The organism is Halomonas sp. Mc5H-6, assembly GCF_024124705.1.
Classification (GTDB): Bacteria; Pseudomonadota; Gammaproteobacteria; order Pseudomonadales; family Halomonadaceae; genus Vreelandella; species Vreelandella subterranea.
The window spans coordinates 122,678-143,539 of sequence record NZ_JAMXSI010000006.1; the positions used below are offsets into that span (position 1 = coordinate 122,678).

Consider the following 20,862-nt stretch of genomic DNA (forward strand, 5'->3'; position numbering starts at 1 on the left):
CTTTTCATATCATGAGTAAACGCAAATGCTGATTGCTGGGGTATAAAAGCCATCCTCAAGTAGCAGGATGAGCCGTCCCGCGCTTGACCCGCACCAGCAACTCCTCCCCGCCGATCTGGCCGCCCTTGAGTACGACCTCCAGCCCGTCGACCGGCGAGTCGGTGGCTACCAGCCGGCACAGATGGCCGCCCTGAGCCTCATCGAAGGCCACCAGTTCCAGGGCATCTGCCCCGAGTTGCCGCATGGCATGGCTCGAGGTATCACCACCCGCAAAAACAACACGTTGAAGGTCGCCTGCCTCTCGCAGCTCGCGGGTCAGTCGGGCGAAAACCTCGCCAACAGCCGTCGCCAGTCGCTCGGTTGAAAGGTCAGCAATGACATCCGTGTCGCTGCGCGTGGTCGCCACAGCGACATCATGACCCTCGCGGAACATGGCCATCACTTGGCTGGCCAGCCGCCGGGCCACGCCTGGCGCATCGCGCATCGCCTCTTCGGGCTGCAGTGGCAGAACGCAACCGCCCTGCGACTCGAAATGCGCCAACTGCATGCGGGTCTGGGGGGAACAACTGCCGGATAGCACCAGCAACCGCGACACGCCTTGATAGATGGTCGGCAACGGATGGCGCTCCACCGTGTCGCGGGTCAAGGAACGGCCCACGGCATCCGCCAGCCCCTGGGCAGCAACCGCAAGCGTAGAGCGGTGCTCGGCCAGGCGCAGAATCAGCTCGGCGGCGTGTTGCAGTTCGGACTGATCGGTGGCATCAAGGACCACGAAGCGCTCCGCCTCAACGGCCGACCACAATGCCTCCCAGCCGCCGCCCGCCTGACGATAGTCGAGCAGTGTGACCGCCGCCGACGCAATTGTCGTCTGCGAAGCCAGATGATGACGCAAGTCCGCCTCGTTCATCGGGGTCGAGGGGTGATGCGCCATGCCTGGATGCTGATCCAACCGACATATCTCGCCCTGGTAGCGGGTGAACAGGTGGGAAAATGCGGTGTATCGCCCGAAGTCAGGGGTAGCGGGCATCACAGGCAGAGCGCAGCCCGGCCAGCGTCGGCGGGCCAGTTCCATTACATGCCCGATGCTGCCCACCGTCGGTGATGAATCGAATGTGGAACATATCTTGAACTGCATGAGCCTAGGGGCGATCGCCTCGATGACCGCCAGGGCCGGCTCGACCTCGGCGGTAATTGCCGACGGCGTCAACCCACGAGCCGTCCCCGCCAGCCCTACCACATCCAGTTCCGTTGCCAGGTCGAAGATCGTCTCGGGCGCAGCAGTGGAGAAAAACAGTCGTCCACGAAATCCATGACGGCAGAGCTGAGCCAAATTTTCCGTCGAACCGGTGAAATCATCGCCATAAAAGGCAACCAGTGGTCTTGTCATTGTTAGCCCCTCTTTCCTGGATTCAGGTGCTTTCTCGCACCTTAAGCTCGTAGCCTATATCAACTCTCGATGAGGCAGGCGACCCGCCCTCCAGCTTCGCCAGTAGCATTTTCGCGGCCTCTACGCCCATCTCGTATCGGGGCACGGTCACGGTTGTCAGGCGTGGCGTCAGGTGCTCACCCAGCGACAACCCCAGGTACCCACCGATGGCGATATCCTGTGGCACCCGTACGCCAATCCGATTGGCTTCCAGAATGGCCCCAGCCGCCAGGTTATCGTTGGCGAAATGCAATGCCTGAAGATCAGGACGTACGTCCAACGCCTCGAGAAACAGTTGTCGCCCTACCTCATACGACGAAGGCTGGTCATCCTGAAACAGTACGTCACTTTCTATCCCAGCTGCTTTCAATGCCTGACGATGTCCTTCGTACCTCAGGCGGGCACGATAATCGTGCGCCATGCCAGTTCCCAGAAAGGCGATGCGTTGATAGCCCTTCTCGACCAGGTGCCTGGCCATGCAGGCTCCCGCCTCGGTGTTTTCAACCCCAATGTTCATATCGATGCAAGTCTCACCCAACTCCATGATCTCGACTAAAGGACGTCCCCAGGCCTTCAGCCTACGTTCAGCGCTCTCGCGATGACGGAGACCGGTCATGATCATCCCTGAAGGCGAATAGCCGAGCACCGTATCGACCAGGGAAGCCTCACGTTCCAGATCAAAATCGGTGGAGCCCAACAGCACCTGATAACCCGCAGGTTCAAGGGTCTGCTGGATGCCATGGATCACCTCGATATAGGTCAATATCGACAGTGACGGCACCACCACCGGGATCACTTTGGTGCCTGCCGACGCCAGACCGCCAGCGATCAGATTGGGTACATAGCCCAGTGCCGACACGGCATTGTCGATACGCTCGCGCAAACCGGCAGAGACATTCTCGGGCGTATTCAAGGCGCGCGACACCGTGATCGGCGCGACCCCTGCCTCCCGCGCAACATCCTTGAGCGTGACTCGGTTATCACCCTGATGACGGCGACGTTCTCGCCCGCCCGTCTTGTTGGTTGACATACCCTTCTCCTATCTATCCCAGTTTGCGTTCCTGGAAGTTTATCCTATGATGAAAAAAATGGTAGCGCTACCAAATCACCAGTGCTAGCTTTTTGGATAGCCATTCGAACCAGTTGGTGAGGAGTAAGCAAATGGCGAGCCAGCCATCATCCGTTGACATGCCGCGCATCAGCGCCAGCTACCGCATCGAAACGCCGCTTGATCCAGAGCGCGCGGCCCTGGCGATGGCTGGCGAGCAGTCCTCCGGTACTTTCCTCAAGCTGGCAGGAGAAACCGATGCCCTGCGCGAACGCCATGCCGCCAGGGTAGAAGCGGTTTCCTCGCTGATGGCATGTGATACGCCTTCACTGCCTGGCTGCTTATCCGGTGACACCTACCAGCAAGCGGATGTCACCTTGTCATGGCCGCTCGAGAATATCGGGGCCAGTCTTTCCAACCTGATGGCGACGATTCTTGGCAACCTCACTGAGCTACGGGAGCTTTCCGGATTCCGGCTGACGGATATCGCACTGCCCGATACGTTCATCAAAGCAATGCCCGGCCCCCAGTTTTCGGTTTCCGGTACACGGCAATTGGCGGGCGTCGACCGGGGCCCGCTGGTGGGCACCATCATCAAGCCCAGTGTAGGCCTCTCCCCCGAGGAAACCGCCGCGCTGGTCAAGCAACTGGTGGAAGCTGGCATCGACTTTATCAAGGATGACGAGCTGATTGCAGATCCCCCCTATTCGCCGTTAGCCGAGCGTGTCTCTGCAGTGATGCGAGTGATCGAGGACCACGCTCAGCGTACCGGGCGCAAGCCCATGTATGCCTTCAACATCACTGGCGACCTCGATGAAATGCGCCAGCGCCATGACCTGGTCCGCGACCATGGCGGTACCTGTGTCATGGCCAGCGTCAACTGGATCGGCATGGGGTCGCTGACAGCACTAAGGCGTCATGCCCAATTGCCGATTCATGGCCACCGCAATGGCTGGGGTCTGTTCTACCGCCATCCGCAGCTTGGCATCGATTATCGCGCCTACCAGACATTACTGCGCCTGGCCGGTGCCGACCATCTGCATGTCAACGGCCTCGGCAGCAAGTTTGCCGAGGCCGATGCTTCGGTGATCGACTCCGCCCGCGCCTGCCTGACCCCATTGCTCGAAGCGCCTGGCCGCGACGATCGTGCAATGCCGGTATTTTCGTCGGCACAAACGATCCATCAAGTACCCGCTACGTTCGCGGCTCTCAAGTCGACGGATCTCATTTACACCTGCGGCGGCGGCATCATGGGTCACCCCGATGGCGTTGCCTCTGGCTGCCGAGGCATTCGTGCCGCCTGGGACGCGACCTCCCGCGGAATACCGCTGGAGGAATACGCTAAACAGGAACCCGACCTTGCGGTCGCGTTGCGGGCCTTTAGCCGCCCGTTTTCAGGATGAAGCAACACCGATACGCCACAACAACATCAATACGCCACGACAACATCAAAGAGGTAAGTACCATGAAGACAATAACAGCAAGCAGCATCTTCCTCGTTGGCCTCGCGGCCTTTGGCACGACGACAACGGCCTCGGCCGAGGAGATGGCCATTGCCATCCACGTCGAACCGTCGCATCCCATGTTCAAGGTGGGCGAGCGACTCAAGGAGAGCATCGAAGAAAAGACCGACGGCGAATTCTCGATCACCCTGCTGGGGACCGAGGTAGGCGGCGAGCGTGACCACCTCGAGGGTGCCAGTTACGGGGAGTACGCTATCGCCTTGGGTGGTTCAATGCCGATGACCCTATACGCTGAGGAATTCGCCGCCGCCGACCTGCCCTTTGTCTACGGCTCCAGCGAAGAAGCCCGTGAGGTCTACAGCGGCGAGACCGGCGAACTGCTCAACGAACAGCTTATCGCCAACGGCAACATGCGTCTCGTCGGACTATCCGCACGCAATCCGCGCAACCTGACGTCCAACTTCCCAGTCGAGACGCCAGAAGACGTTCAAGAGGTGCGCATGCGGGTGCCCGAGATCGCGCCCTGGATCCAGATCTGGGAAGAAATCGGTGCTCTGCCCAGCCCCATCGCCTGGCCCGAAGTTTACACCTCGCTGCAGACCGGGGTGATCGATATGCAGGAAAACCCGGTTGACCTGATCCACGCCGGCAAACTCTACGAGGTACAGAGCCATATCAACCGTACCGAGCATGTCTATTCTTTCTTCCATTGGCTGATGAACGAGGACTTCTACCAGGGACTTTCCGATGAAAATCGCGACATCATCATCGGTGCGATCGATGAAGCGACCAGCTGGGGTAACGACATGGTCGCCAATGGCCAGGCCGACCTCTACGCGGAGCTTGAAGAACTCGGCATGACCATCGTCGAGCCGGATGTCGACGCCTTCCGCAGTGCAGCCGAACCCGCGATTCGCGACATCGCCGACAGCTATCATCCTGCGGTGCGTGACTACGTCTTGTCACTCGTCGAGTAACCGCAAAGGGCGAACCGTCACTTTCGGCGGTTCGCTCCCTCGTCCATTCCGATGCACATCACCCGGAGGCGCCCGTGAAAATCTCGGAACGCGTTACCCGTGCACTTGATCTGTTCTGGAAGTTGCTGACCGGGGTTGTGATGACAGCTTTCGCGCTGATGCTGATCATCATGGCTGTTCAAGTCATCTCACGCTATGCCTTGGGCATTGCCGTGTCCTGGACCGATGAAGCCTCGCGCTATCTCTTCCTGGCCGAAATTTTCCTGGGGTCGGTGCTCGCGCTGCGCTACCAGGAACATATTCGCATCACCATCGTGACCGACATCCTGAGCCCTCCCTTGCGCAACATCATCGCCAGCGTAGCCGATGTGATCTGCGTGCTGGTGCTGCTGATGCTCGTCGCTGGTGCCTGGAACATGATGGACAGAACGGCCGGCATCATGGCCAGCACCTTTCAGATGAGCTTTTCCTACATCTACCTCATACAGATGATTTCCGCGTTGCTCATGATCGCGCTCCTGCTCGGTGAACTTTACCAGCGACTCATGGGCCTCCCCCAACCCACCATCGAAGATGGCAGGAGTGACTGACCATGGAAGTTTTCGTCATCATGTTCGTTGGCTTGATCATTCTGCTGATGCTCGGGGTTCCCGTGGCATTCGCCATGATCGCCTCTTCGGCCCTTGTGCTGGGCTATACCCGTGGCTTTGACGCCATTCCCATGGAAATGATCTCACAGCGGACACTGTACGGGGTCAACAGCTTTACCCTCCTGGCGATCCCCGCCTTCCTGCTCATTGGCCGCCTGATGAACAGCGCCGGCATCTCGGACCGTGTCTTCGATGTCGCCCGCACCATGGTCGGCCACTTCAAGGGGGGGCTGGGACATGTCAATGTCGTCGCCAGCATGCTGTTCGCAGGCATGTCAGGCTCGGCGGTTGCCGATGCTGGCGGACTCGGGGCGCTGGAAATCAAGGCGATGGAAGACGACGGCTACCCGACTGGTTTCAGTGCCGCCGTCACCGCCAGTTCGGCCACTATTGGTCCGATCATCCCACCCAGCATCCCCGCGGTCATCTACGGCGCCCTGGCCAATGCCTCGATTGCCGCCATCTTCCTGGCCTCCATCATTCCCGGGCTTTTCATGGGAATAGGACTGATGGTGATGGTCGCCATCATCTCTCATCGGCGCGGTTTCCCGACACGGGCAAGGGCACGTTTCAGCGAATTTACTCTCGCCCTCACGCGGGGCGCACTGCCAATGTTAACCCCCCTGATTATCATCGTGGGGATCCTCTCGGGCGTGTTTACCCCTACCGAGGCGTCGGTGGTAGCGCTGATCTACTGCCTGATCATCTCGTTTCTGGTCTATCGTTCGATCGACATACGCGAGTTCCTGAATATCCTGCGCGCCACCGCCATTGATACCGCCGCGCTGCTCTTTATCATCGCCGGGAGTGCGCTTTACAGCTGGGTGTTGGCACGTTACCAGGTGACCGCTCTAGTGGCGGATTTTCTGCTGGCAACGGTGACCGACCCACTCGGCCTGCTGCTCTTGCTGGCCCTGTTCATCCTCCTGATTGGGCTCTTTATTGACTCGGTTCCGGCGCTGTTTCTGCTGACCCCGCTACTGGTACCGGTGGTAATGCAATACGGTATCGATCCCGTGCATTTTGGGGTGGTCATGATTTTCACCCTGATGATCGGCTTGATCACACCGCCTGTCGGCACGGTGCTGTTCACGATACAGAAGATCACCGGCATGCCGTTCTCGGACCTGGTACGGGAAATACTCCCGTTCTACATACCACTTTTCGCGGTATTGCTGATCATCATCCTGTTCCCAGCGGTCGTCATGTTTCTACCCAACCTAGTACTCAACTAGGACAGCAACGCCTGTCCAAGACAACGAGGAGATTCACATCATGTCTGTTCTCATTACGGGGGGGCTTGGCCACGTCGGCTCCTGGGCGGCCTACCAACTGGCCAAGCAAGGCAAGCAAGTCATCATCTGCGACATGGCGGCAGGCCATTTCGATCGACTGGGGCTCGACTATCTGGAGGAGGTACGCGACAAGCTAGTGCTGGAAGCCGTCGATGTCCTCGACTATCACAGTATGTTCGAGCTTTTCCTTCGTCATCAGGACGAACTGGAAGGCGTCATCCATGGGGTCTCGGTCATCGCCGGACCCACGTTCCAGCAACGGCCCTTCAAGAACATCTCGATCAACGCGATGGGTACCCTGAATGTACTCGAAATCTGTCGAATTCTGGGTATCAACAAGGTCGTGAACATGAGCTCCGGCGCCGTCTACGGCGATGCCCCGGGCCCCCAAAGCGAAGCGACGCCTTACAAAGCAACCGATCTTTATGGGGCCACCAAGATTGCCGGTGAGCTCTATGGCCTGCAGTACAGTGACACCTACGGAATGGACGTACGCAACGCAAGGCTGTTCTTCGTCTACGGCCCTGGCAAGCGCCCATCACACATGCATATGGTCTACCAGGGATTGTTTGGCCCGTTGGAAGGGCTCGACGATATCCAGGCACCCAACGGCGCCGAGCAGGCCCTGGACTGGACCCACGTACACGATACGGCGGCCGGCATCGTCAAATTGTTCGAGAAAGACAGTGTCGTCCAGCGCAATTTCAACATCTCCAGCGGGGTCAGCGTCGACCATCTGCAGATCGTCGAACACGTCGCCGAGATCACGGGCAAGCGGGCCAACGTCAAGCTGGGCCCCGGCCCCTTCGTGGTCAGAGGTGCACCGCTGGATATCTCGCTGGCCCAGCAAGAGCTTGGCTTCACGCCCAGGTTCACGGACATTCGTGAAGGCATTCGCGACTACTGGGAGTGGCTGAAAACCAACGCCAATTGAGAGAGGAAACAACGAGAGCCCAAGGGACGCATTCGCCGCACGACCTGCGAGGAATGCGTCTGATCCCGCGAAAAAATGGCTGGCCACCCCAACTGGCCATCGCCTGCGACGCTCATACGGCCACTTTCCTACCCAACCCCGCCATCAGAACCGACCATCTCGCCTGAACAACGATCAAGCACTGAGGGATCACCCGGCGCAATACCTATGGCCACATGAAGGGCGAATGGCCTGCCACTGACTCATCACATTCAAGGTTGACGCTGCTTTCTGCCACAACATATATTCTAGAAAAGATAATCGATTTTTTAGAAGAAAAGATAACACCATCACCAAAATCAATTTTTAGTACGAAAGCTCGACTGCCGACGCCAAAAGCAAGGAACCCAGAATGCAATTCGATGCGCGTTATTACCCAAGCCCCTCCCGCCGTATGGCAACCTTTGGTCGTCGTGGCATGGTCGCCACCTCGCAGCCTCTCGGTGCCGAAGCCGGTATGCAGATCCTGCGTCAGGGTGGTAACGCCGTGGATGCGGCGATCGCCACCGCTGCCGCCCTCACCGTAGTGGAGCCGACGTCCAACGGCCTGGGTAGTGACGCTTTCGCCATCGTATGGATGAACGGCGAACTCCACGGCCTGAATGCCAGCGGCCCCGCGCCACAATCGGCCACAATCGAGGCCGTCAAAGGAATGGGTCACGACGCCATGCCCGAGCACGGCCTCATTCCCGTGACGGTCCCCGGCGCTCCCGCTGCCTGGGCCACGCTGTCGGAACGTTTTGGTCGCCTGCCGTTTGCGGATCTTCTGGCACCGGCCATTAGCCTGGCCGAAGAAGGCTTCCCGGTCTCTCCCTTGGTCAGCCAGCTATGGGAAGACGGTTATCAGGCCTTCAGCTGCCACGACGAAGCCGCTTTTAAGCCGTGGTTCGACACCTTCGCGCCCAAGGGGCACGCGCCCCGCCCGGGCGAGATGTGGGCGTCGCCTGATCATGCACAAAGCCTGCGCTTGATTGCAGACACCCACGCCCGGGCTTTCTATGAAGGCGAACTGGCCGACCGTATCGACGCCTTCTTCCGTGAGCACGGGGGACTGCTGTGCAAAGATGACCTCGCGGCCTTTGCACCGGAGTGGGTAACCCCCATCAGTACGCGCTATCGCGATCATGAGATCTGGGAAATCCCGCCTAACGGCTGCGGCATGATCGCGCTTCAGGCACTCGGCATGCTCGAGCACCTTGGTGAGGAAGGAAGAGACCCCGTCGAGACACTGCATCGCCGCATCGAGGCCACCAAGCTTGCCTACGTGGACGGGCTGCATCACATCACGGACCCCGAGGCAATGAAGCCCAGCGTCGCTCAGATGCTGGACACTGACTACCTGAGGAGCCGTGCTGCCACCATCGGTGAGAAAGCAATGGATCCAGTGCACGGCAATCCCATCACCGGTGGCACGGTCTATCTCGCCACGGCGGACGCCGAAGGCAACATGGTTTCCTTCATCCAGAGCAACTTCAAAGGCTTCGGCTCAGGCATCGTCGTCCCGGGCACGGGCATCAGCCTCCAAAACCGCGGCTGGTCCTTCAAGCTGGATGAGGGCCACACCAACGCTCTGGCGCCTGGCAAACGCACCTACCACACCATCATTCCTGGGTTTATCACCCGCAACGGCCAGGCAGTGGGACCGTTCGGGGTCATGGGGGGCTTCATGCAACCCCAGGGCCATGTCCAGGTCATCACGGGGATGCTGGATGATGCCCTGAACCCACAGGCAGCGCTGGACACACCACGCTGGCAGTGGACGGGAGGGCGCACTGTCGAAGTCGAACCCCACTTTCCCGACCACCTTGCACAGGCTCTCGCGCGCCGAGGCCATCACATCGTCAAGAAAGCAGATTCCGTGAGTTTCGGTCGTGGGCAGATCATTCTGCGCGACGCGGAAACCGGGGTGCTCTGCGGCGGCACTGAGCCCCGCACCGACGCCGCGGTACTGCCCTGGTAACCGCCCGGGCATGAAGCCGAGCGGAACGGTGTTGCGGTCGGCAATGCAATCAAGATGCCTTCATCTCAAAGTCGACGTTATATGTCACATCATCTTCTTCAAAATCCGTGTCAAACGCCAAACCATTTGTATAACGAAACTTCCTAATCCACATAAGTAAGGTTAGTTTCCCAGCTTTTACTGCTCATATCGATAGCCGCCTGCACGCCTGCGGCATCCCCTGACTGAAAAGCAGCATATATCGCTTTATGATCTTTCAACGCCACTTCAGGCAATGTCTGCATCGATGTCTCGAGCGCTGCTTCGATCAATTGAATCAGCGTCTCTCCCACCCGAATGGTCATAGGATTATGGGTAGCCATCAAGATCGCACGATGAAAGGCAACATCGTGGTGGGCAGTTTGTTCTTTGTTCGCAATAGCGTCTTCCATGTCATTGATTGTTTGACATATACGCGTGTGATCGGCTGGCGTGGCATTGTGCATGGCCTGAAGGGTATAGGCAGGCTCAAACATCAAGCGAAACTCCATGACATCTCGCGTCATCCCTCGGGCAAGGATCATCCCGAAGGCCATAGGGTCCACAATGGGGTCACCTGGTTCACGACGAATCATGGTGCCCTGGCCACGACGAACCTCAACGACTCCGATCGCCTGTAGCATCTTGATGGCCTCACGCACACTCGACTTGCCAATACCCAAACTGTGTGTGAGCTCGTTTTCCGAGGGCAGGTAGTCGCCAGGTTGTAACTCCCCACGAATCAATGCCGCTTTGATCCGCTCAAGAATCTGCATGGCGACGGAACTGCGCTCCATGGAACCGCCAAAGGGGTCGCTCGAGCTGGATCTCGCGGCGACACGAGGTTTCAGACTCATGTATTTTCTCGCTTTGTCAGTCTTTCCGAATTTTATCAAATGAAACAAATAGCTGGCGTGCCATTGTGCTAACAATCAAGCGTCTCAAGCCATTTCGTTGAAACCGTATGAACCAGGACGTTGACCATTATAGCTTGCAAGAGTGCTGAGTCTTTGACTAGAGTCATTATCATGATATCAGACATCTGATGTCTGCCATGAGAAGATATTGGACATCACAATGACTAAATCGAAGATCGTAGTACTAACCACAGGTGGCACCATTGCCAGCAGCCGAACAGATTCAGGGCGTCACCGTTCAGGTGCCCTAGAAGGTGAATCGCTACTGTCTCAAGTCGCCTTGCCGGTGGAACTTACGGTACAGGTCGAAGTGAAATCAGTTCTTCAAAAATCAAGTAATGCCATCACCCTAGATGACTTGATGATGCTAAGGGCTCAATGTAAGGCGCTCTCTGAGTCCCCTGAGGTTATGGGCATAGTCATCACGCACGGCACCGATACGCTCGAAGAAACAGCTTTCTTTCTGGACATCACGCTTTCCGACCAAGTCCCCGTCGTGATTACAGGATCTCAGCGCGCCCCCCACGAACCTGGCACAGATGCCTTTCGCAATATCGCCGATGCCATTCAGCTAGCCGCCTCACCTCGGGCCACAGGGCTTGGCACGCTTGTGGTATTTAACCAGACAATTTTTGCCGCCCGGCAAGTTCGTAAGGTCAATACCTTCCAGTTGGCGGGCTTCGCTGCTCCAGAAACAGGCCCCCTCGGTTACATTGATGGCTCTCGAGTACACCTCGCTGCCAAGCCAATACGTCCGCAGCCCATAAGTAGCTCCCTTGCGAACACGCTACCGCGAGTTGACATATTGCCTGCATACCTCGGGGCCTCCCATGATCTGATCGAAGCGGTTATCCACCATGGCAGCCAGGGAGTGATCATCGACGCTCTGGGGCGAGGTCATGTACCGCCTAACTGGAGCTCGCCAATCGCTCTGGCAGTCTCACAAGGTACGCCCGTGGTGATTGTCAGCAGTTGCCACGCTGGGCCGATAGAAGCCGTTTATGAATTTGATGGCAGTCTCTGCGACCTCATGGCCGCAGGCGCAATACCGCTACAGGATATCAGTGCCCGCAAAGCCCGACTGGCACTCTCCGTTCTGCTTGCCTCATCCCCCAATGGGCCGATTGAGGCGAGTTTGAAAACGCTGACTAGCGTAGATGCGGCAAAACATGACGAATAAGTATCACGCATTGTCAGGTCTGCAAGCCAAGTAGTAATGGACACACCCAACGACCTTTAGAGGTACGATATGAATAAGAAGTTAATGAAGACATCAATGGTTGCCGCCGTGGCAGCTGCAACTTTCGGGATGAGCCAGGCTAATGCTGCCGAATACAATTTTACGTTCGCTCACGTCCTGATCGAAGACACGCCCAACGGCAAAGCGGCCCTACGCTTTAAAGAGGAGGTCGAGGAGAACTCAGACGGACGTATCAGCATCCAGGTGCTGCCTGCCGCTCAAGTGGGCGGCGATGTAGAAATCATTGAGCAGATCCAGATGGGCCTTGTGGATATAGGGATTCCACCGACGGCCACGCTTGGTAATTTTGAAGAGCGTTTACAGATTCTCGACTTGCCGTTCCTGATTTCCGATTACGACACCATGGTAGAGCTTCTTGACGGCGAGGTGGGCCGCGAGATTCTCGATACCCTGGATGATCAAAACATGTACGGGGTGAACTTCTGGGGCGCAGGCTTCCGTCACATGACAAACAATGAACGCCCTATCGAGACGCCCGAAGACCTGGAGGCCATTCGCATGCGCACCATGCAGGCCCCGATCATCATCTCCACCTACGAAAACTTCGGCGCCAATGCGACAGCCATGGCCTTCACAGAAGTGTACAACGGCCTGCAGCAAGGTGTGGTATCAGGTCAAGAAAACCCACTGGCCAATATTTACACCATGCGTTTCCATGAAGTGCAGGACTACCTTTCCTTGACCAGTCATGCCTATCACGCCTACGCGGCCGTGATTAATACAGATTCGTGGAACTCACTTCCTGAAGACCTTCAGGAAGTCATGCTAGACGCCTTCGAAAGTGGTCGCGATGCATCTCGTGAACTCACCCTAGAGGATGAAAAGGAAATACTCGCGTCTCTAGAAGAAAGTGAGATCGAGATCAACGAGATTACGGACGAAGCTCGCGAAGCCTTCGTCGAAGCCAGTATTCCGATCCATGAAGAGTATGAAGACGTGGTAACGACCGAATTGCTTCACAAGGTCTACGACGTCGTCGGCATTGATTACTGAGACTCGCAGGGCGCCTTTATGGCGTCCTCTCTCGTTCACGCGTTTTACCAAGAAATGGCCAAACCATGTTCGCAACGCTAAACAAGATTCTTGACCGCCTGGAAAGCATGGCAATGGTGCTCTTTATGTCCGTTGCCACCCTCCTTACATCTGTCCAAGTGGTCTATCGCTACGGCTTCAATAGCTCGCTGTTCTGGGTTGAGGAGGTCGTCATTTACTCCATCATCTGCATGAGTTTCGTTGGTGCAAGCATGGGCGTTCGACACGGCGCGCATATATCTGTCGACGTGCTCAACGCCTTCGCGCCTCCTGCTGTCAATCGCTGGCTTCATATTACGGCGGCCGCGCTAGGGATCGCATTTGCTGGCTTCATGATCTTCTATGGTTTTCAACTGTTCTTCAGCACGTTGGGAAGAGGTCAGTTGACGGCCGCCCTGCGTTTACCAATGGCTTGGTTTTATCTGCCAATCGCCATATCGGGGCTGCTACTGATCGTCCGATACCTTTGGGTCATCCATGAAGCCTGGACCAAACCACCGGTTAGTCTCGCTGAAGAGCTTGCCGCTGCAAAAGACAAGCTCGTCTAACGCCTGGAGTTCGTTATGATTACAGCACTTCTACCAATCTTCTTTGCAGTGCTGCTATTAGGGCTGCCGATTTTTGCTGCCTTGGCATTCGCGGTCTTTCTTGCTATTCAGTTTTTCGGCAGCACAGATCCCGTCATTGTGCCAATGCGCATGTTTACCGGGATGAACAATTTCTCGCTGATGGCGATCCCGTTCTTCATCCTGGCGGCGGAACTGATGCGCATTGGCGGTCTCTCTGAGAGGCTTATCGAACTCGCCAAGGCTCTCGTGGGATGGGTGCCAGGTGGTTTGGCTGCTGCCACCGTCCTCTCCTGCCTGTTGTTTGGGTCCATTTCCGGCTCCAGCCCAGCAACCGTTGTCGCGATCGGCTCAATCATGTTCCCCGCTCTAGTCGCGGCAGGCTATGACAAGCGCTTCGCGATCGGCCTCATTGCCACTGCCGGGACACTTGGGCCAATCGTTCCCCCAAGTATCGCTCTGATCATTTATGGCTCTGTGACCGGCACTTCAGTGGGACAACTATTCGCCGCTGGCCTCCTACCCGCCATCCTGATCGCCTCGCTGCTGATTGCCTACTGCATCATCTATTCCTCATTCAAAGGCTACGCTCGCGAGCCCTTTCCTACGCTTAAGGAAATCACGGGGGCATTCAGATCTGCCGTTTGGGGGCTGGGGCTCCCCTTCATTCTGCTTGGCGGCATCTATAGTGGCGTTTTCACTCCTACCGAATCTGCCGCAGTCGCCTGCATGTATGGCCTTTTTGTAGGCATGGTTATCTACCGCACCATAAGCTTGAAGGACCTATTTGGTACACTGCGCAGCTCAGGACTTACGTCAGCGACCTTGCTTCTTATTACCGCTGGTGCGTCGGCCTTCTCCTGGCTGTTAGCGATTACTGGCACACCCACACAGCTCGCTAATGAGGTGCTCTCGCTAACAGATGAACCCGTGCAGGTAATGGCACTATTTAATGTCGTGATGATCATTGCGGGGTTCTTCCTCGATAGCGCCTCAGCCATTATCGTCCTCTCGCCCCTGCTCGAGCCGATTGCCGGTCGCGTCGGCGTCGACTCCGTACACTTCGGCGTCATCACCCTGGTAAATTTCTCGGTGGGCATGATCACTCCGCCGGTAGGTCTCAACCTCTTCGTCGCAATGGCGATCTCCAGGATGTCGCTGGTGGAAGTCTTTAAAGCCTGTCTGCCGATGATCCTGATGATGTTCATCGCTTTGATCATTCTCACTTATGTGCCAATGCTCAGTACCTGGCTGCCGTCGCTGATCTACTGAGCGGTCTTCATAGGAGAATTAGACAATGAACACATCTACATCACTGGCCGAAAGCGTCGATGGACAGCGTTTCTGGGACAACATGCTGGAGCAAGCAACGATCGGGGCATTAACGCCCCGGGGCCTGCGCCGCCTAGCACTGGATGACAATGACAACCGTGCCCGCTGTTGGCTAGTCGACCAGAGTCGCACACTTGGCTGCGAAGCGTTCTACGATGCCATGGGGAATGTTTTCCTTCGCCGAGAGGGCCTGGATCCTAGCCTGCCACCACTATTGATTGGCAGCCATCTCGATAGTCAGCCTAGCGCTGGCAGTTATGACGGAACGCTCGGGGTGCTGGCGGGTCTGGCGGTGCTTCGTGCACTCCATGCAAGCGACCTCCCTCATCAGCGGCCGGTAGAAGTCGTGTCGTGGACCAACGAAGAAGGCGCTCGCTTCGCGCCTGGTGCATCGGGATCCTCTTGGTTCGCTGGCCAGCGTGAGGCGGCAAGCATTTTCGACGCTATCGACGACAACGGTGTACGCTTTGCTGATGCACTAACGACTTGCTTAGCGCAGCTCGACGCCCACAAGGTGAACTATCGCCCTGAGCCGTTTATCCCCTCCGCCTTTCTTGAGCTTCATATCGAGCAAGGGCCAGTGCTGGAATCGCTCGGAGTGCCCGCGTGCGCGGTAAAAGGCATTCAGGGCGTTAACTGGTACAGCATAACGGTAAAGGGCCAGGCCAATCATGCAGGCACCACACCAGAGCACGCTCGACGAGATGCCTTTACTGGCGCTCATGGGCTGATAACCGCACTTCGTGAGGCCGTGGCCGAACACGGCGAGTCGGTACGATTCACCATCGGCAAGTTTGCCCTGGAGCCCAACGCGACCAATACCATTCCTCAGCAAGCGACGTTCAGTATCGACCTGCGTCATCCCAGCGCCGCTGTTCTTGCATCACTGGATAGCGCTTTTCAGCGCCTCACCGCCGAGACATGGGCCGGTTGCAAGGCCGAGTTGACCGTCAACTCGCAGGTGCCGCCGGTGGAATTCGACGAACAGTTGGTCGATATCCTCGATGCCAGCGTCAAGAAGTATGCTCCCGATGCCCCAACGTTGATATCAGGTGCCTTCCATGACGCCATTCATCTAGCACACAAATGTCCTACCGCCATGCTGTTCATGCCTTGCCGATCAGGGGTCAGCCATCATCCCGATGAGCATATCGAACGCGAGGATGCCGAGGTTGCCGTCAAAGCATTGGCTGATGCCGTCGACACTCTGCTGGCCTGTTAAGTCATTCCCGCTTGCTCACAAGGACAAGAACCATACGACTTGCAGATGTACTGGCCGACCAAGGCGGCCATCTTGACGGGTAATGCCGCCGTCGAGGTGGAATCAATCTTCGAAATTCGCTAACAACAAGGAACCCCAACATGATGACACCGACGCTCCAACAACCTTTGCGGACCTTACACAAGGCACTCCGCGATGGCAGCCTTACCGCCGTTGAAATCACGGAAAGTGCCATTCAGGCCTACCGAACCCGTGGTCAGCAAGATCACGCCTACAAAACCTGGAACGGTGACGCCGCCCTGGCCTTCGCTCAGGCAACCGACGCCATTCTTCAGCAGGGCGGCGATGCAGGCAGCCTTATGGGGGTGCCCGTATCGGTCAAGGATATCTATGCCGTGCCCGGTTTGCCCACCTATGCGGGTTCCTCGCGACGCCTGCCATCTGAGTGGGAAACGCCTGGGCCAGTAGTCAGCACCCTGCTCAACCAATTACCTGTGATCATGGGTAAGACCCACACCGTCGAGTTTGCCTTTGGCGGTTTGGGTACCAATGCTCACCACGGCGCCCCCAGAAATCCTTGGGATCCGGTTGCACATCGCACGCCGGGTGGCTCGAGCTCCGGTGCTGGCGTTTCTCTGGCGAGCGGTACAGCGGCCCTAGCTTTCGGTACCGACACCGCTGGTTCAGTTCGCGTACCCGCCAGCATGACTGGCACGGTCGGCCTCAAGACCACCGCGGGGCGCTGGTCTACGGCACAGATCGTGCCGCTTTCGACGACACTGGACACACCAGGGCTTCTGGCTCGACGCGTAGACGATCTGGCGTTTGCCTTCGACGCCCTCGACCCTGCATTAAGCCATAGTGCAGGCACTGTACCGAAAACGCCCGACCTTGCTGACCTGACCTTTGGCGTTCCAGAAACTTTTTTCTGGGACGATTGCAGTCCGGGTATAGCGGAGGCCGTGACTGATGCCATCAAGCAGCTAGAAGCCGCCGGTGCAAGAATCGTCACTCTAGAACTGCCGAATACCGACGACGCCTTCACGTTATTCCAACAAGGGGGAGTAGCCGCCGCCGAGCTCGCTGCCTTCCTTCACACCTCACTACCAGACGCCATCGAGGCACTGGATCCCAATGTCGCTGCCCGAATTGCCGCTGCCGACGGCATGCCCGGGTGGGAATACGTTCGTCGTCGTCAGGTAATTGATCAGATCTCAAGAACGGCAGGCGAGCAACTAAGCCAAGTAGATGCCATCCTGACACCCACCGTGGTCATCACCCCGCCAACACTTGAGAGCTTGGAGCCCGAGGGCGCCTACCCAAAGGCCAACATGAAGGCGTTGCGCAATACCGTTATGGCCAACTTCATGGGGCTATGTGCACTCACCCTGCCAATCGGCAAGGACGCTGCCAACATGCCCGTCGGCCTGCAAGTGATGGCTGGTCCATGGCAAGACGCCAGATTACTGGCCATTGGCAAGGCAATAGAGGAACGGCTGGGCAATAGCTTAGACATTCTCGGTCAGGTGCCACACGGCGCTTAACTTATCGACGTTGCATCGGCCACGAAATGACCTTCAAGTGCTAAACGCTCCATATTGTTAGAACAATACGGATGGCTATAGCCGTCTATGGTTTGTCACTCAGAGAAGCATTTTAGGTTCTTGCGTTATCAACCCCGTCAGCCATCAAGCAAAGCAGCTCATACATGAGAGTAGCGCCCATCAATGCCGTGATACCGCTGGGATCAAAGGGGGGTGATACTTCTACGACATCAGCCCCAATGAGCGGTAAACCGCGGAAGCCACGGACGAGCTGGAGTGCTTGCAGGCTGGTGAGGCCGCCGACCTCGGGTGTACCGGTGCCAGGGGCGAACGCGGGGTCGATGCTGTCGATATCGAACGACAGATACACCGGCCCATCGCCGACGACACGTCGGGCTTCCGCGATGACCGCGTCCATACCCAGCGCATCCACTTCTTCCATAAACATGACGCGCATGCCAGTGTCATGAGAATAGTCCCAGCCTTGCGTCGTGTTCTGGGCACCACGAATGCCGATCTGCACGGTGCGCTTGGGGTCGATCAGGCCCCGTTCACATGCGAGCCGAAACGGGCCGCCATGGTGAAATTTTGATCCCTGAAACTCGTCCCAGGTATCGGTGTGGGCGTCAATCTGGATCAAGCCGACGGGGCCGTCGGCCGCTAAGCCGCGTAAAATGGGAAACGTGATTGAATGATCGCCACCAGCGCTCAGCGGAATAACACCGGCGTTTCGAATGGCCGTGTAATAGGCAGCAATATCATCAGAGACTTTTTCAAGGTCATAGATTGAGGAGAATCGAACATCGCCGATGTCAGCGATGCGTGCCTGGGCAAAGGGATCCAGTCCGGTAACGTGATGCGCGCTACGCATCATGCTCGACTGGTTGCGAATGTCACGCGGTCCGTGGCGGGTGCCGGGACGATTGCTGACACCGCCATCAAAGGGAATGCCCACCAAGGCAATATCCAGCGCTTCCAAGGTGTCGGCAAGCGGGGCCCGCAGGAAGCTTGCGATCTCTCGATAACGGGGTTCGTGGCGGGGTAGGTAAGGTTCGCCAGTGGCGGCATTTCGGCGGGTACCGTCTGTACCTTTTACCATTTTATGCTCCTTATCGGCTTAAGCGCGCCAAGCTGGCAGCTAGCAGTTGCGTGCCTACGACGGCGTCATCGAGTTCGGTATGTTCATCCGGGTGATGACTGAGACCATGGTGACAAGGCACGAACAGCATGGCGGTTGGGCAATGGTTGGCGAGGTGAATGGCATCATGAAAGGCCCCCGATACCAAGCGAGGTGCTGTGATCCCAAGCTCACCTGCAGCGGCATCAATCTGAGCCGTCAGGGCGTCAGGAAAGGCCACCGGCTCAATGCGCGATAACGCGGCAAGCGTTACCCGGCAACCTGCCCAGGTGTGTTGCGTGATGTCATCGAACTTGGCTTCCAATGCTTTGAGTGTTGCTGCCTCGGGGTGTCTTAAATCGATACTGAAGGTGACGCGGTCAGGAATCGTGTTCACCGAGCCAGGGCTGACATCGAATTTGCCGATGGTAAAGCGCACGCGGTCTTCGCTATCCCGTGCCGCTTCCCGTAGCGCGGTTGCCACTGCGCAGGCTCCCTCGAATGCATCGCGACGATGGGCACGGGGTGTGGTGCCCGCATGGTTGGCAGTACCTGTGACGGTGACTTCAAGCCAACTAACGCCCTGAATGCCCTCGACGACCCCCACAGAGGCCCCCTCGCGCTCAAGGATGGGGCCTTGCTCAATGTGCAGCTCGATAAAGGCGTGCATAGGCGTCGCCAACGAACGACGCGGTACGTCGGCGGCGTCCATTTCGGCCAAGCACGTATCTAGGGCATGCCCCATCGTCACGCCCTCGCTATCTTTAATCCGCCGGGTTTCCTCAAGGCTTCGCACATTGCAGAAAACCGCTGACCCGGAGGTGCCTGGGGAGAAACGCGCCCCTTCTTCGTTGGTCCAGCTCACCAGTGACAAAGGGTGGCGTGGGGTAAAGCCAGCCGCTTTGAGCGCGCGAAGTGCTTCAAGACCGGCTAATACCCCCAATGCACCATCGTACTTGCCACCTGCCGGTTGGCTGTCCAGATGACTGCCTGTCACGACAGGGGCTAACTCGGGGTCGCTGCCGGGTAGGTCGAGAAATACGTTCCCCATCGCGTCGACGCTCGCTTGAGCGCCCAGTTCGCTGGCCTGTTCAACAAGCCAGAGACGTGCCCTGGTGTCATTGTCATCCAACGCTAAACGCGCCACACCGCCGTCTTCGCGAGCACCGATCATCGCAAGCGTCGCCAGGTCATTGGCCAATCGCTGCGGGTTGACGGCGGCCGCAATCGCAGGCGAATCACAAGCGGCAGGATCGTTGGATGAGGCAGGCTCGTTGACCATTGAGTTCTCCGTGGTTGCGTTTATTCGTGAACCTCGAAATGCACTTCTACCGGCTCGCAGTCCTCCCCATTGATCGGGATGATGTCCTGAGGGCAAGACGACATGGCCACGACACAGTCCATTTCAGCGCGCAGGTCGACGTAATCACCCGGCTTAGACACAGGCGGGCACCAGTCAACGTTCATCTGATCGTTAACCGGGATGTTCATCCACAGATTGAACGGTTGGGGAACTTCGGGGGCATCAATGCCAATGGCTTTCATGGCCAGGCGCAGGTTATCAGCGCAATTGTCGTGGTAATCCTTGACGCCTAATGTCATGTAGCGAAACAGGTCGCAGGCGGCCATTAGCGTATCGTGAATGCCCGGTGAGGTATCCGCCGTCAGGGTCATGATCGGACGGCGACGGTTGCTTATCAGCGGGTCGCCGACTTTGGGGATTAACCCGCTGAGCCAGGCACGGCCGTGCTCCCAGGACATGAATTCGTTGAGATTGTGGGTGCTGAACGCCCAGGTATCGCACACCTGGGTTCCGTGCGTATTGATGATGCGGATAGTTTGTCCCGCTTTTAGACGCACTGCTCGGCCACCCCGGGCAGCCACTTCATAACGCTCCCCCAGGACCGGCGTGCCGTCTGGAGAGATTGGCGTGTCCAGGGTGTGGTTGTGCCCGCAGGGCTCAGTGTTGCTTTTGGGCAGTTGCTCAATACGCGCATGATCAAAGGGTGTCGCAGTATTCATAGGGTTCTCCAAGGGTGGTGGCAATAGCCTTTACGTTGT

At 57.5% G+C, this 20,862-nt stretch carries 18 protein-coding genes; 12 read left to right on the forward strand and 6 right to left on the reverse strand.

All coding sequences use genetic code 11. The annotated features are described in order from the left end of the window. Positions 1-55: 55 nt before the first annotated feature. Both NH395_RS10560 and NH395_RS10565 read right to left on the reverse strand, forming a co-directional pair. On the reverse strand, positions 56-1,387 hold the full coding sequence (locus NH395_RS10560) for a four-carbon acid sugar kinase family protein (protein ID WP_253024600.1): 1,332 nt from the start codon (positions 1,385-1,387) through the stop codon (positions 56-58). A gap of 22 nt (positions 1,388-1,409) precedes the next feature. Then, positions 1,410-2,456, reverse strand: coding sequence for a LacI family DNA-binding transcriptional regulator (locus NH395_RS10565; protein ID WP_253024601.1), 1,047 nt, complete (start codon positions 2,454-2,456; stop codon positions 1,410-1,412). 131 nt (positions 2,457-2,587) lie between these two features. Between NH395_RS10565 and NH395_RS10570 the strand changes: the two genes are divergently transcribed. The 6 genes from NH395_RS10570 to NH395_RS10595 all read left to right on the forward strand — a co-directional run bounded on the left by NH395_RS10570 (position 2,588) and on the right by NH395_RS10595 (position 9,792). Further along, complete coding sequence (locus NH395_RS10570; protein ID WP_253024602.1) at positions 2,588-3,877, forward strand: ribulose-bisphosphate carboxylase large subunit family protein; 1,290 nt, start codon at positions 2,588-2,590, stop codon at positions 3,875-3,877. 62 nt (positions 3,878-3,939) lie between these two features. Beyond that, complete coding sequence (locus tag NH395_RS10575) at positions 3,940-4,914, forward strand: TRAP transporter substrate-binding protein (protein WP_253024603.1); 975 nt, start codon at positions 3,940-3,942, stop codon at positions 4,912-4,914. A 74-nt stretch (positions 4,915-4,988) separates the two neighbouring features. Beyond that, positions 4,989-5,504 carry a TRAP transporter small permease gene (locus tag NH395_RS10580; protein ID WP_253024604.1) on the forward strand — a complete coding sequence of 172 codons (516 nt, stop codon included), beginning with the start codon at positions 4,989-4,991 and terminating at the stop codon, positions 5,502-5,504. A 2-nt stretch (positions 5,505-5,506) separates the two neighbouring features. Beyond that, positions 5,507-6,799 carry a TRAP transporter large permease gene (locus tag NH395_RS10585; protein ID WP_253024605.1) on the forward strand — a complete coding sequence of 431 codons (1,293 nt, stop codon included), beginning with the start codon at positions 5,507-5,509 and terminating at the stop codon, positions 6,797-6,799. 40 nt (positions 6,800-6,839) lie between these two features. Next, on the forward strand, positions 6,840-7,793 hold the full coding sequence (locus NH395_RS10590) for an NAD(P)-dependent oxidoreductase (RefSeq protein ID WP_253024606.1): 954 nt from the start codon (positions 6,840-6,842) through the stop codon (positions 7,791-7,793). Positions 7,794-8,184: 391 nt separating this feature from the next. Beyond that, positions 8,185-9,792, forward strand: a complete 1,608-nt coding sequence (locus NH395_RS10595) for a gamma-glutamyltransferase family protein (protein WP_253024607.1) — start codon at positions 8,185-8,187, stop codon at positions 9,790-9,792. A 143-nt stretch (positions 9,793-9,935) separates the two neighbouring features. Here NH395_RS10595 and NH395_RS10600 read toward each other — a convergent pair whose 3' ends face one another. After that, entirely contained in the window at positions 9,936-10,742 is an 807-nt protein-coding gene (locus NH395_RS10600; protein ID WP_253024608.1) for a FadR/GntR family transcriptional regulator, read from the reverse strand. Between the two features lie 145 nt (positions 10,743-10,887). On the opposite strand from NH395_RS10600, the gene NH395_RS10605 reads away from it, so the two are divergent. The 6 genes from NH395_RS10605 to NH395_RS10630 all read left to right on the forward strand — a co-directional run bounded on the left by NH395_RS10605 (position 10,888) and on the right by NH395_RS10630 (position 17,684). Further along, entirely contained in the window at positions 10,888-11,907 is a 1,020-nt protein-coding gene (locus NH395_RS10605) for an asparaginase (protein WP_253024609.1), read from the forward strand. A gap of 69 nt (positions 11,908-11,976) precedes the next feature. Continuing rightward, positions 11,977-12,981 (forward strand): TRAP transporter substrate-binding protein, encoded by a 1,005-nt coding sequence (locus NH395_RS10610; protein ID WP_253024611.1) that lies wholly within the window; start codon positions 11,977-11,979, stop codon positions 12,979-12,981. Positions 12,982-13,046: 65 nt separating this feature from the next. Then, a complete protein-coding gene (locus NH395_RS10615; RefSeq protein WP_253024613.1) occupies positions 13,047-13,568 on the forward strand; it encodes a TRAP transporter small permease in 522 nt (173 codons plus the stop codon). 15 nt (positions 13,569-13,583) lie between these two features. Further along, positions 13,584-14,858 carry a TRAP transporter large permease gene (locus NH395_RS10620; RefSeq protein ID WP_253024615.1) on the forward strand — a complete coding sequence of 425 codons (1,275 nt, stop codon included), beginning with the start codon at positions 13,584-13,586 and terminating at the stop codon, positions 14,856-14,858. Positions 14,859-14,883: 25 nt separating this feature from the next. Beyond that, positions 14,884-16,140 (forward strand): M20 family metallo-hydrolase, encoded by a 1,257-nt coding sequence (locus NH395_RS10625; RefSeq protein WP_253024617.1) that lies wholly within the window; start codon positions 14,884-14,886, stop codon positions 16,138-16,140. A 140-nt stretch (positions 16,141-16,280) separates the two neighbouring features. Further along, positions 16,281-17,684, forward strand: coding sequence for an amidase (locus NH395_RS10630; RefSeq protein WP_253024619.1), 1,404 nt, complete (start codon positions 16,281-16,283; stop codon positions 17,682-17,684). A gap of 112 nt (positions 17,685-17,796) precedes the next feature. Here NH395_RS10630 and speB read toward each other — a convergent pair whose 3' ends face one another. The 3 genes from speB to NH395_RS10645 are packed head-to-tail and all read right to left on the reverse strand — an operon-like array spanning position 17,797 to position 20,823. Continuing rightward, a complete protein-coding gene (gene speB / locus NH395_RS10635) occupies positions 17,797-18,783 on the reverse strand; it encodes an agmatinase (protein ID WP_253024621.1) in 987 nt (328 codons plus the stop codon). 10 nt (positions 18,784-18,793) lie between these two features. After that, a complete protein-coding gene (locus tag NH395_RS10640) occupies positions 18,794-20,083 on the reverse strand; it encodes a M20 family metallo-hydrolase (protein WP_253024623.1) in 1,290 nt (429 codons plus the stop codon). A 20-nt stretch (positions 20,084-20,103) separates the two neighbouring features. Continuing rightward, on the reverse strand, positions 20,104-20,823 hold the full coding sequence (locus NH395_RS10645; protein ID WP_253024625.1) for an urea carboxylase-associated family protein: 720 nt from the start codon (positions 20,821-20,823) through the stop codon (positions 20,104-20,106). Between the last annotated feature and the right edge of the window lie 39 nt (positions 20,824-20,862).